The sequence below is a fragment of the Paludibacterium paludis genome (assembly GCF_018802605.1).
Lineage (GTDB): Bacteria > Pseudomonadota > Gammaproteobacteria > Burkholderiales > Chromobacteriaceae > Paludibacterium > Paludibacterium paludis.
On sequence record NZ_CP069161.1, the window covers coordinates 2,575,398 to 2,588,283 of the forward strand.

The window sequence follows — 12,886 nt, forward strand, 5'->3', positions numbered from 1 at the left end:
CACAGCACCAGAGCCCTCTGTACATTGTCATGTTGACTTGACCAAGCATTCACTCTAAAGTTGACGGAAAACATAATAATTGGTCTTACCAATTTACAAAGGAATCCGTCATGCCCCGCCCCGCTGACGCGTACCTGTTCGGTACCTGTCTTCTTGACCTTTTCATGCCCGAAGCGGGCCTGGACGCCATCGAGCTTCTCGAATCACTGGGCGTCCGGGTGCATTTTCCCGAGGCGCAAAGCTGCTGCGGCCAACCCGCCTACACCAGCGGCCATCCGGACGAAGCACGCGCCGTCGCGCGCGCCCAGCTCACACTGTTTCCCGAGCCGTGGCCCATCGTGGTGCCGTCCGGTTCCTGTGGCGGCATGATGAAACATCATTGGCCGACCCTGTTCGCCGGCCATCCGGAAGAGGCGCGCGTGCGCGACATCGCCGGGCGTGTAGTGGAGTTCTCCGCTTTCCTGCTCGATCACCTCGACTGGCATCCGGTGGACACCGGCCCCGCCACCCGGGTGGCCGTGCATACCTCCTGTTCGGCCCGGCGTGAAATGAATGTGCACACCACCAGTTGGGCGCTCGTCGACCGCCTCGCCAACGTCACCCGCGTGGTCCACGATCACGAGTCCGAGTGCTGTGGATTCGGCGGCACCTTCTCGATGAAACACCCGGATATCGCCGGCGCCATGGTGGCCGACAAGGCCGCCGCGCTGCAGGACAGCGGCGCGGTGGAATTCGTGACGGCGGACGCCGGCTGTCTGATGAACATCAACGGCAAGCTCGCCAAGGACGGCACAACGGAATTTCGCGGCAAACACCTGGCGACCTTCCTGAAAGAGCGCACCGGAGGCCGGTCATGAGCGCGCGCGACGCCATCCTCGGCCGTTTGCGGGCGGCCGCCGCCAGCGAGCTGCCCCGCCCCGATCTCGCCGGGCACTTCCGGCGCTTCGCGCCGCAAGACGGCGAAACCGAGCGCATCGCCCGCTGGGCCAAAGCCATGCGCACGGTGAAAACCACCGTTCTTTGGACCGACAGGCGCGGCTGGAGCGAAACGCTCGCCGACTGGGCGACCGAACGCGGTATCGCATCGTTGCGGCTGCCCGATACCGAGGCGGGCCGCGAAGCCCGCCGGAGGCTGGAAACCCGCTGCCCCAATCTGCGTCTTTCCGGCTTCACCCGCGACATCGAAGACTGCAAGCACGAGCTTTTTCACGACACCGAGGCGGGCTTCACCGGCGCGCGCTGCGGCATCGCGGCCACCGGCACCCTGGTGCTGTGGCCCGATGGCCATGAACCACGCACCCTGAGCCTCGTGCCGCCGGTCCATGTGGTTCTGTTCGACACGACCACCCTGTATCCCGATTTCTATACCGCGATGACGACCGAAAACTGGTCCGACGGCATGCCGACCAACGCGCTGCTCATCTCCGGTCCCTCCAAAACCGCCGATATCCAGATGACCCTCGCCTACGGCGCCCACGGCCCGAGGGAACTCGTGGTGCTGGCCATGCTTCCCGGGCACCTGGATCCCGCCACCCTCGAGGAGGCGGCGCGATGAGCACGCAACCGGTAACCTTCCACCCGGCGCGCCGGTTCAAGGACAACGCTCGGACCGCGCTCGCCGACGGCAAATTGCGCGGCAGCCTGCGCGGCGCGATGGATTTTCTGATGGACAAGCGCCTCGCCGCCTTTCCCGACACGGCGGAGCTGGCTTCACTGCGCACGCTCGGCGAAGCGATCCGCCAGCGCTGCCTCTCGACACTGCCCGAGCTGCTGGAGCAACTGGAAGCCTCGCTCACGCGCAACGGCGTGACCGTGCACTGGGCCGCCACGCCGGACGACGCGAACCGCATCATCCACGGGCTGGTTCAGGCGCGCGCGGGCCGGCTGATGGTGAAGGGCAAATCCATGGTCAGCGAAGAAATCGAACTCAACCACTACCTCGAAGCGCGCGGCATCACGGCGCTGGAGAGCGACATGGGCGAGTACATCGTGCAGATGGCCGGCGAAAAGCCGACCCACATCATCATGCCGGCCATCCACAAGACCCGCGAGGACATCGCCGCCCTGTTCCATGAACATATCCCCGGCGCCCCCTACACCGAGGATGTCGATGCGCTGATCCGCATCGGCCGCAACGCGCTGCGCGAGGCTTACCTCAATGCCGACGTCGGCCTGTCGGGGGTGAATTTCGCGGTGGCCGAGACCGGCACCCTGTGCCTCGTGGAAAACGAGGGCAACGGCCGCATGTGCACCACCGTGCCGGACATGCACATCGCCATCACCGGCATCGAGAAGGTGGTGGAAAAACTCGAGGACGTGGTACCGCTGTTCAGTCTTTTGACCCGTTCGGCCATCGGTCAGCCGATCACCACCTATTTCAACATGATCAGCGGTCCGCGCCGCCCGGGAGAAAAGGACGGTCCGCGCGAAGTGCATCTGGTGCTGCTGGACAACGGGCGCAGCCAGGCCTACGCCGACGCGCAGATGCGCAAGACGCTGCAATGCATCCGCTGCGGCGCCTGCATGAATCACTGCCCGGTCTACAGCCGCATCGGCGGCCATGCCTACGGCACCACCTACCCCGGCCCGATCGGCGAAATCCTCTCCCCGCACCTGATCGGGCTGGACGACACCCGCGACCTGCCCACCGCCTCGACGCTGTGCGGCGCCTGCGCGGAAGTCTGCCCGGTGCGCATCCCGATTCCCGACATGCTCATCCGCTTGCGCGAGGAAAGCCAGCGGCCACCCGGCGAGCCGACCGTCCATCCGCTGCGCGGCCAGGGCGCCGCCCACAGCGCGGCCGAATCCCTCGCCTGGAAAACCTGGCGGCGGGTCTACGCATCGGTGTCCGCCTACCGGCTGTTCGGCTGGAGCGCATCGCGCCTGCGCGGACTCACGCCGTCGCGCCAAGCCGGATGGACGCAAAACCATGTCCCGCTCAAACCCGCCGCCAAAACCCTGCACGAACGGGTTCGGGAACGCCAGGCCAGCAAAGGATCGCCGCGATGAACGACCGTCTGACCCCGGCCCACCGGGCTTTCCGGGAGGGGCTGCGCGGCGTCGTGCCCGACGCGCGCGTGTTCACCGACGCCTTATCGACGCTGGCCTACGGCACGGACGGCAGCTTCTACCGTCTGATTCCCCAGGTGGTGATCCGCGCCGACAACGAAAACGAAATCGGTCACATCCTCGCCGGCGCGCGCCGCCACGGCGTGGCGGTCACCTTCCGCGCCGCGGGCACCAGTCTGTCGGGCCAGGCGGTCAGCGACTCGGTGCTGGTGGTGCTCGGCGACGGATTCAACCATGCCGAGGTGCTGGATAACGGCGCGCGCATCCGGTTGGGGCCCGGCATGATCGGCGCCCACGCCAATGCCCGGCTCGCGCCGTTCGGGCGCAAGATCGGCCCGGATCCGGCCTCGATCAACACCGCCAGGATCGGCGGCATCGCCGCCAACAATTCGAGCGGCATGTGCTGCGGCACCCGCGACAACAGCTACCACACCATGACCGGCCTCAGGGTCATGCTGGCCGACGGCACCGTATTGGACACCGAGGATTCCGCCAGTGTCGCCGCGTTCCGGCAACGGCAGGCGCCGCTTTTGGCCTCCCTTGACGCCATGTCCCGCGAATTGCGCGCCGACACGGCGCTCGCCGAACGGGTCCGGCGCAAATACCGGCTGAAGAACACCACCGGTTACGGCATCAACGCCCTGCTGGATTTCGACGATCCGGTGGACATGCTCACGCACCTGATGATCGGCTCGGAAGGCACGCTCGGCTTCATCAGCCGCATCACCTTCGCCACCTTGCCCGACCATCCCCACAAAGCCTCGGCCCTGGTGCTGTTCGACGATCTGGAACGCTGCTGCCTGGCGGTCACGGCGCTGAGCGAAGGCGCGCCGGTCGACGCGGTCGAACTCATCGATTCGCGCAGTCTGCGCGCGGTGCGCGGCACGCCGGGCCTGCCGGATTTCCTGAACGACGCGAATGGCGAGGGCGCCACCTGTCTGCTGATCGAAACCCGCGCCGCCGACGCCGCTGCGCTCGCGCGCCAGTGCGAAACCATCGAACAACGGCTCGCCGCGTTCGTCCCGACCCGCTCGAGCGGTTTCAGCACCGACGGCGCCACCTGCGAACGCTACTGGGCCGTGCGCAAGGGGCTGTTTCCCGCGGTCGGCGCGGTGCGCCCGCAAGGCACCACCGTGGTCATCGAGGACGTGGCCTTCCCCATCGAACATCTGGCCGACGGCGTGCGGCGCCTGACCGGCCTGTTCGACACTCACGGCTATCACGAGGCCCTGCTGTTCGGTCACGCGCTGGACGGGAATCTGCATTTCGTGTTCACGCCCGGCTTCGACACGCCGGCCGACATCGCCCGCTACGACGCGTTCATGCAGGACGTCAGCGCCCTCGTCGCCGGCGAGTACGACGGATCGCTCAAGGCCGAGCACGGCACCGGGCGCAACGTGGCGCCCTTCGTGCGCCAGGAGTGGGGGGACACGGCCTGGAACCTGATGCGGCGCATCAAGGCGCTGTTCGATCCCGCCACGCGGCTCAACCCCGATGTGATCATCACCGCCGACGACCGCCTGCACCTGGCGAACCTGAAGGCCATGCCGGCCGCCGACCCGATCGTCGACCGCTGCATCGAATGCGGTTTTTGCGAGCCGGCCTGTCCCTCGCACGGGCTGACCTTGAGTCCGCGCCAGCGCATCGTCGCCTGGCGCCGCATCCGGCATCTGGAGCGCAGCGGCGACGCACCGGACGAGCTGCGGGCGCTGCGCCGCGACTTCCGCTACCGCGCCGTGGACACCTGCGCGGCAACCGGCATGTGCGCCACCCGCTGCCCGGTCGGCATCAATACCGGGGAACTGATGAAACAGCTCAAGGGGCCGTCGCCCCGCCCCCGCTACGCGCTGGCCGCCGCCCGCCACATGGACTGGATGACCCGCGCCGCGCGCGCCGCGCTGCGTCTTGCCCATCTTGCCGGAGTACCCGCCCTTGCGCGAACGAGTCGCGCCCTGCACGGCCGTTTCGCCGGCATCCCGATCATACCGGCGAATCTGCCCCGCCCGGCGGCCGCCTTGCCGCGGCTCTCGGGTGGCGGCGAACCGGTGGTGCTGTTCATCAGTTGCGTGAACCGCACGCTCGCGGAAGGCTCGAGCGGGACGGCGAGCGTTGCCGAGTACACGATCCGGCTGCTCGAGCGCGCGGGGTTCGCGCCGCGCTATCCGGAAGGCCACGACGCCCTGTGCTGCGGCCAACCCTTCGCCTCGGCCAACGCCGACGCGGCCGCCACCGAGTCGGCGCTTTCGCTCAACGACGCGCTGCTGCGCGCCAGCGAACAGGGCCGTCACCCGGTGTATCTGGACAACAGCCCGTGCGCCGCGCGCATCCGCCAGGCGCAGCAAGCCGGGCTGATTGACGCGCGGCTCGCGCTCTTCGACGCGGCCACCTTCCTCGCCGAGCGGGTACTGCCCCGGCTCACCATCCAGCGCCGGATCGGCGAACTGGCGCTGCACATCCCCTGCAGCGCCACCGCGATGGGCGCGGGATCCGCGCTCAAACAGCTTGCCGCCCGATGCTGCGAGCGGCTGGTGGTTCCCGATATCGCCTGCTGCGGTTTCGCCGGCGACAAGGGCTTCACCGTGCCCGAGCTGAACGCCCATAGCCTTCAGCGCCTGGCGCCGGCCCTGCCGGACAGTTGCCGGCACGGCGTATCGATGAGCCGGACCTGCCAGATCGGGCTCAGTCAGCATTCCGGGGTGGAATATCAGAGCATCGAGGCGTTGCTCGATGCCTGCACCGCCCCCTGAACCGGCCCGCCATGAAGGCCGGAACACTGCAACGGGGTCGACACGACCCAGATAGAGGAGAGTCATGACAATGCAAACCTGGACACAGGCCTATGCCCCGCTGGGCAGCATCGGTTCATCCGCGCTGGTCGCGGCGCTGCCCATCCTGTTCTTTTTTCTGGCGCTGGCGGTGTTCCGCCTCAAAGGCCATATCGCCGGAACGCTGACCGTGATCCTGGCGCTGATCGTCGCGATGACCAGCTACCGGATGCCGGTGGACATGGCGTTCGCGGCCGCGGGATTCGGCTTTTTGTACGGGCTGTGGCCGATCGCCTGGATCATCATCGCCGCGGTGTTTCTGTACAAGATCACGGTGAAGACCGGGCAGTTCGACATCATCCGCGCGTCGGTGCTGTCGGTGACCGAAGACCAGCGCCTGCAGATGCTGCTGGTGGGATTCTCCTTCGGGGCGTTTCTCGAGGGCGCGGCGGGATTCGGCGCGCCGGTGGCCATCACCGCCGCCTTGCTCGTGGGACTGGGATTCAATCCGCTGTACGCGGCCGGGTTGTGCCTGATCGCCAATACCGCGCCGGTCGCCTTCGGCGCGATGGGCATTCCCATCATCGTCGCCGGTCAGGTGACCGGGCTTGACCCCTTCCGCATCGGCGCCACCGCCGGCCATCAATTGCCGATCCTGTCGGTGATCGTGCCCTTCTGGCTGGTGATGATGATGGACGGCGCGCGCGGCGTGCGTCAGACCTGGCCCGCGGTGCTGGTGGCCGGGGTATCGTTCGCCGTGACCCAGTATTTCACCTCGAACTTCATCGGCCCGGAGTTGCCGGACATCACCTCGGCGCTGGTCAGCCTGGTGTGCCTGACGCTGTTCCTGAAAGTCTGGCAACCGGCGCAGATCTTCACCTTCGCCGGCATGCGCGCCCCGGAGCAGCGCAAGGCGTCCGGCTACAGCGCAAGGCAGATCACCCGCGCCTGGGGGCCGTTCCTGATTCTCACCGCGCTGGTCACGGTCTGGAGCATCAAACCCTTCAAGGCGCTGTTCGCCAAGGGCGGCGCGCTGGAAGCCTGGGTCGTCAAGTTCCACGTCGCGCACCTTGACAACCTCGTCATCAAGACCGCGCCCATCGTGTCGTCCGCCAAGCCTTACGAAGCGCTCTACAAATTCGATGTGCTCTCCGCCGTGGGCACCTCGATATTCCTCGCCGCGCTCGTGTCCATGGCCCTGCTGCGCTTCGGCCCGGGGCGCGCCGTCGCGACCATGGGGGAAACGCTCTCCGAGCTGAAACGGCCGATCCTGTCGATCGGCATGGTGCTCGCGTTCGCCTTCGTCGCCAATTATTCGGGCATGTCCAGCACGCTCGCGCTGTTCCTCGCCGGTACCGGCCACGCCTTCCCGTTCTTCTCGCCGTTCCTCGGCTGGCTCGGCGTGTTTCTGACCGGTTCGGACACCTCGTCCAACGCGCTGTTTTCCGCGCTGCAAGCGACCACCGCCCATCAGCTTGGCGTCTCCGACGTGCTTCTGGTCGCCGCCAACACCACCGGCGGGGTCACGGGCAAGATGATCTCCCCGCAATCGATCGCGGTGGCGTGCGCGGCGGTCGGACTGGTCGGCAAGGAAGCGGACCTGTTCCGCTTCACGCTCAAGCACAGCCTGATTTTCTGCGCCTTCGTCGGCGCGTTGACCTACGGCATGGCCTACTGGCTGTAACGGATCCCACGTGCGGATGTTGGCCGGACCGGACGCTTCATGCGCCCTGTCCGGCATTTTTTTTCCGTCTGCGCTACACTCGGTTGTCACCGAACGGCTCCCGCCCCGGAGGTTTCCCATGCCATGCCGAACCGCAGTAGCGCTTCTCGCGGCTGTCGCGTCCCTGCCCGCGGCCGCGGCGTCCCGTTACCGCACCGGTGGCGACTGCGACGGTTTTCCCCGCGTGGAACTGACCACCGAGCGTCCGCTGTGCGTCGGGCTGGTCGCCGACAAGCTGGGGTTTCCACGCGGCCTGGCGGTACTGGGCAAGGACATTTTCGTGCTGGACATGGGTGCCTGGGGCAGCCGCCGCGGGCGGCTTCTCATCCTTCCCGATGGCGGGCGCGGCGCGCGCAGGGTGCTGATAAGCGGTCTTGAGCGCGCCAACGCCGTGGCGCCCGGCCCCGGCGACACCCTCTACCTTGGCGTCAAGGGCAAGATCGTGCGGCTTGATCCTTACGCCGCCGATCCGGCGGCCACGCTGCGGGATGTGGTCACCGGGCTGCCATGGACGGGACGGCATCCGCTGTCGTCGCTGGCCGTCGCGCGCGACGGCACGCTGTACATCAATGTCGGATCCGCCACCAACAATTGCGAAAAAACCGACGGTTCGCCGCCCGACCCCGGCATCGCCTGTCCCGAAACACGCGAAACACCACCGCGCGCCTCCATCCTGCGCCTGCTCCCGGTGTCACCCCCCTATCGGGCGGGGCGGATCGCGCCTTACGCGCGAGGATTGCGCAACAGCATGGCCCTGGCCGTGCTGCCCGACGGACGGCTCGTTGCCGCGGGCAACGCCCGCGACGCCATCAACCGCCTGGATCCGTCGCTTTCCGACACGGCTTTGCCGCATGACACCTTGCACCTTGTCGAACCCGGCGCCGATTACGGCTGGCCTTACTGCTACGACAACCGCCGGCCCAGCCCCGAATACCCGCGCGCCGACTGCTCGCGCCAGCCCCTCGCCGCCCTGCTGCTGCCGGCCCATGCCGCGCCGCTGGGCCTGCTGCACTACACCGGCCGGATGGCGCGGCTCGCCGGGCATCTGATTGTCGCCTATCACGGTTACCGCGCTGGCGGTCACCGCATCGTGGCGATACCGATGCGGCAAAACCGGCCCTCCGCGCCTCCCCGCGACATCGTCTCCGGCTGGAATGACGTCGCCGGTCTGCGCCCCATGGGCGCACCCGTTTCCCTCGCGGCCTTGCCTGACGGGAGCCTCCTGATCACCGAAGACCGCAACGGTACCTTGCTGCGTCTGTCGGCGCCTCGCGACCGCTGAACCGGCCGCGCGCCCCAACCCAGGCTTTTTCGCCGGTTCGACAGGGCGATTCCGTCAAGAGCCCGGGCCGTCGGCCGATTATCACACCCCGGCTCTGTCCCTTCTAATGTCGCTGACTGGCCGGATCAATGTCCGCGCCTCCGCGACGGATCATTCCGGCTCACCGACAGGAGAATTGGCATGGCAGGAAAAACCAGACGGCACTGGCCCGCATGGATGACGGCGCTTTTGCTCGCGGCCCAGGCTTCGGCCTCCGTACCCCATCCGGAAAACTATGCCGGCACGGATGGACTGGAGGGTCCGGCGCTGGCGCAGACCTTGCAAGCGATCAGCGCGCGCGGTCATCGGCCGCTCAGCTACAAGGCGGTATGGGACCTGCTGGAAGAAACCGATCAGGATCCGGATCGTCCCGGATACATCAAAACCTTCTACAGCCGCAAATCGGTGCCGAAACACTGCAAGTCGGGCAAGGGCGGCCGCCGCTGCCCCCATGTCTGGAACCGCGAACATGTCTGGGCGAAATCGCACGGATTTCCCGGTCAGCGGCAATGGGCCTATACCGATGGCCATCACCTGCGCGCCGAAACCGAGCGCTGCAACTCGATGCGCGGCAACCTGGATTTCGCGGAAGGAGGGGACGAGATCGAACGCTGCAAAGCCCGGCGTGTCGCGAATACCTCCTGGGAGCCGACGGACGAGGTGAAGGGCGACACCGCGCGCATCCTGTTCTACATGGCGGTGCGCTACGATGGCGATCCGCGCGACAACACACCGGATCTGGATCTGGTGAATCACCCGACCCACACCGGCCAACCCCAATTCGGCAAGGTTTGCGACTTGCTCAAATGGCACAGGCTCGATCCGGTCTCGCTGTCGGAGCAGCGCCGCAACGACATCGTCGAGCGCAGGCAGGGCAACCGCAATCCTTTTATCGATCGCCCCGATTTCGCCGAACGCATCTGGGCGGCGTCCTGCCCCGCCACGGCCGGCCAACCGGCCACGCCAGGCTGACCGGCAGGGAGTCCTAGCCGCCGGACATGGACTTCGCCAGAGGCAGCACTTTCGCGGCCAGCCATTCGTGCACGCGGCGGGTCGGATGCAGGTTGTCCCAGAACGCGAAGCGGTCCGGGCGGCAGAACGCATTGAGCGGGTGCGCGTCAAGATAACTGAGCGACGCCCCGGCAGGAATGTTCAGGCAAGCGTCCCGGACATTATCGATACCGTACGCGCCGGGGCGGTCCAACAGATCGCCGAACACCGAATACGTATCGAAGAGGCGGATATCGGCCATGGCGCCGTACTTGTCGCTCAATCCGTCACGCAGGACCTTCAGACGCCGGTTGTACTCAAGCACCCCGGCCGCGATCTCGGGGCCGTTCTTGCGCGATTTGAAGACCGGCGCGCGCGACACATCGGGCAGGTTCAACAGCAGGATGTGCTTGCCGCCGGCCAGAATCAGCGATTCGATCGCCCGGGATTCGGCGTCGAGAATTTCGTCCACCGATTTGCCGTATTTGATCAGGTCGTTTCCGCCGATCAGGATGGTGAAGAGGGTGTTTTCCGGGCGATAGGCGCTGTCCATGCGCATATAGGTTTTCCATGACTCGACCTGCTGCACGACGCCGGGCAACACCAGCTGCCGGTCGGCGGCCGCGCCCCCGACCGCCCAGTTGTACAACGGCAGCCCCAGTTGCGCGGAGAGCTTTTCCACCCACACTTCGCCGTTGCTGAAACGGCCCCAGTACCAGCTTTTCCGGTTGGGCATGGTCCAGAGCGACGCGTTGAGCATGTTGCGGGTATCGGAGAGGCTGTCGCCAAAGGCCACCACACGGTCGAACCCCTTGGACGCGGCAGGATCGGACAGCGTCCAGACCGAGTAGTCGAACGACAGCGCCGAGTCCGCCGCGGCATGAAACGCATACGGCTGAGCAATGCCGCGAACCGCGAGCGAGCTTTTGCAGACAGCGGCCAGCGTCTCCTGTTTCGTCGCAGTGTAGAACATATTGTCCCAGTCGAGCATGCCGCCGGCACGCCAGTTGCCGTAAAGCCGGTAATAGTCGGCCGAGGCGGGATCCCGAGCCCACACATAATCGACATCGGTACGTCCCGCATCGGCGTCGGTCCTGTAATAGCAGCGCAGATACGTGTAGGTATTGGCGACCTGGACGCCCTGCGGCGTGACCTTGTGGGTGGCGCGCGGCGTGACAGGCGCGGCGGCGGCGGAACCGATGGCGCCGACCAATAATAGCGCGGACAGGAAAGATGTTTTCATGCGTCTCCTTATTTATTCATTTGACATCATTCACAACCATAGGAGACAAAAACACTATTTCAAGAACGAAAAAAATGAATTATCAAAAACGATGACGTCAGGTTTTCGCTCCGAACCGCGCCAACAGGAACTCGACCAGCGCGGCAAGCTTGGGCGAGGCGAGGCGGTCGCGCCGGTACATCAAATGCATGGGTTTGGGCGGTGGAAGCTCATGCGCGAGGATTTCGACCAGCCGTCCGTCGGCCAGGGCATCGGCCAGCAACACCTCCGGCTGCATGACGATGCCGCCGCCAGCGATCGCCACCGCCTTGAGCGACTGACCGTTATTGCTGACAAAACGGCTGTTTCCGAAAGCGGGCTCGCCGCCCAGTGTCCATCCCCGCTCGCCGCGCCAGGCCGTCAGGCCAAGACACGCGTGTCCGGCAAGATCCGCGGTACTGGCCGGCACGCCTTTGCGGGCAAGGTAGGAAGGCGCCGCGCACATCATCATGCGATAAGGCTCCAGAGGGCGGGCCACCAGATTGTCCTCATGCAGCGCGCCGATGCGGATCAGCGCGTCGTACCCCTCCTCCACCAGATCCGCCAAATGGTCCGACACCGCGAGTTCCACACTCACTTGCGGATAGCGCTCCATGAACTCACTCAAGGCGGGAGCAACGCGCAAGGATCCGAACGTGACGGGCGCGCTGATGCGCAGATGACCGCGCACCTGTTGGCCGAACAGCCGGGTTTCCTCGTCGATTTCCGCTATCCTCGCCAGCACCTCCCGGCACTGAAGGTAGTACTGCCGACCGGCCTCGGTCAGATGCTGGCGCCGCGTGGTTCGCACCAGCAGGCGGGTGCCCAGCCGCTCCTCCAGACTTTGCACATGCTTGCCCACCATCGGCCGTGACAGGCCGAAGCGTTCCGCGGCGGCGGTGAAGGTGCCGTCGTTCACCACGGCGACGAAGACTTCCATGCTCAAGAGACGGTCCAGCAATTGGGAACTCCGGATTACCAATGATGCTACTCATCATGGATTAATCAAACCGGGGAAACAAGTCACACTGTCTCCACCTCGTTTTCATTTCCGAAAGGATCATCATGAAAATCCTCCTCATCGGCGCGACCGGCACTCTGGGCAAAGCGGTGGCCGAACGCCTCGGCTCCGCGCACGACATCCTTCCCGCCAGCCGTCATGATGCGCATCTGCCGGTGGACATCACCGACACGGCCAGCCTCCATGCGCTCTTCGAGCGCACAGGCAATGTGGACGCCATCGTCGCCACCACCGGCAGCCTGCACTTCGGTCCGATCCAGACCATGACCGCCGGCCAGTTCCACATCGGCTTGATGGACAAGCTGATGGGACAGATCAATCTGGCCCTGATCGGACAGCATTACCTGTCGGAGCGCGGTTCGATCACGCTGACCGGCGGCGTGCTCAGTCACGACCCCATCGCGGGAGGCGTGAACGCCTCGACCGTCAACGCGGCGCTTGAGGGCTTCGTCCGCGGCGCGGCGGTGGATCTGGCGCCGGGGCTGCGCATCAATCTGGTCAGTCCGACGGTGATTCGCGAATCGCTGCCGGCATACGGCCCGTTTTTCCCGGGCAACGACGGCGTGCCGGCGGAACGCGCCGCCGGCGCATACGTCAAAAGCATCGAAGGCGCGCAAACCGGACAGATCTACACGGTCTGGCAATAACCCGCGGCACAGTTGCCTTCCCGGGGCGGGGATTCTGTGCATTGCGTCGCCAGGGCCGGACTGGAACACTGCTCCACCTGGCCTTTACC

10 protein-coding genes are annotated in these 12,886 nt (G+C 66.1%); 8 read left to right on the forward strand and 2 right to left on the reverse strand.

All coding sequences use genetic code 11. The annotated features are described in order from the left end of the window. Positions 1-110 precede the first annotated feature (110 nt). The 7 genes from JNO50_RS11685 to JNO50_RS11715 all read left to right on the forward strand — a co-directional run bounded on the left by JNO50_RS11685 (position 111) and on the right by JNO50_RS11715 (position 9,850). The gene (locus tag JNO50_RS11685; RefSeq protein WP_189534166.1) at positions 111-857 is read left to right on the forward strand and encodes a (Fe-S)-binding protein; all 747 of its coding nucleotides are present in this window, start codon (positions 111-113) and stop codon (positions 855-857) included. Then, on the forward strand, positions 854-1,555 hold the full coding sequence (locus tag JNO50_RS11690; protein ID WP_189534164.1) for a LutC/YkgG family protein: 702 nt from the start codon (positions 854-856) through the stop codon (positions 1,553-1,555). The genes JNO50_RS11685 and JNO50_RS11690 overlap by 4 nt, the downstream gene beginning before the upstream one ends. Continuing rightward, a complete protein-coding gene (locus JNO50_RS11695) occupies positions 1,552-3,009 on the forward strand; it encodes a LutB/LldF family L-lactate oxidation iron-sulfur protein (RefSeq protein WP_189534162.1) in 1,458 nt (485 codons plus the stop codon). Before JNO50_RS11690 ends, JNO50_RS11695 begins: the two co-directional genes overlap by 4 nt. Further along, positions 3,006-5,816: an FAD-binding and (Fe-S)-binding domain-containing protein gene (locus JNO50_RS11700; protein ID WP_189534160.1), complete on the forward strand. Its 2,811-nt coding sequence runs from the start codon at positions 3,006-3,008 to the stop codon at positions 5,814-5,816. The genes JNO50_RS11695 and JNO50_RS11700 overlap by 4 nt, the downstream gene beginning before the upstream one ends. 70 nt (positions 5,817-5,886) lie before the next feature. Next, a complete protein-coding gene (locus JNO50_RS11705) occupies positions 5,887-7,518 on the forward strand; it encodes a lactate permease LctP family transporter (RefSeq protein WP_189534191.1) in 1,632 nt (543 codons plus the stop codon). A 118-nt stretch (positions 7,519-7,636) separates the two neighbouring features. Continuing rightward, positions 7,637-8,839 (forward strand): PQQ-dependent sugar dehydrogenase, encoded by a 1,203-nt coding sequence (locus JNO50_RS11710; protein ID WP_189534158.1) that lies wholly within the window; start codon positions 7,637-7,639, stop codon positions 8,837-8,839. A 180-nt stretch (positions 8,840-9,019) separates the two neighbouring features. Then, complete coding sequence (locus JNO50_RS11715; RefSeq protein WP_189534156.1) at positions 9,020-9,850, forward strand: endonuclease I family protein; 831 nt, start codon at positions 9,020-9,022, stop codon at positions 9,848-9,850. Positions 9,851-9,863: 13 nt separating this feature from the next. Here JNO50_RS11715 and JNO50_RS11720 read toward each other — a convergent pair whose 3' ends face one another. Together JNO50_RS11720 and JNO50_RS11725 are read right to left on the reverse strand one after the other, a co-directional pair. Further along, positions 9,864-11,111 carry an SGNH/GDSL hydrolase family protein gene (locus JNO50_RS11720; RefSeq protein ID WP_189534154.1) on the reverse strand — a complete coding sequence of 416 codons (1,248 nt, stop codon included), beginning with the start codon at positions 11,109-11,111 and terminating at the stop codon, positions 9,864-9,866. A gap of 97 nt (positions 11,112-11,208) precedes the next feature. Further along, on the reverse strand, positions 11,209-12,090 hold the full coding sequence (locus JNO50_RS11725; protein ID WP_229804686.1) for a LysR family transcriptional regulator: 882 nt from the start codon (positions 12,088-12,090) through the stop codon (positions 11,209-11,211). Between the two features lie 104 nt (positions 12,091-12,194). Between JNO50_RS11725 and JNO50_RS11730 the strand changes: the two genes are divergently transcribed. Next, positions 12,195-12,797, forward strand: a complete 603-nt coding sequence (locus tag JNO50_RS11730) for a short chain dehydrogenase (RefSeq protein WP_189534152.1) — start codon at positions 12,195-12,197, stop codon at positions 12,795-12,797. Positions 12,798-12,886: the final 89 nt, after the last annotated feature.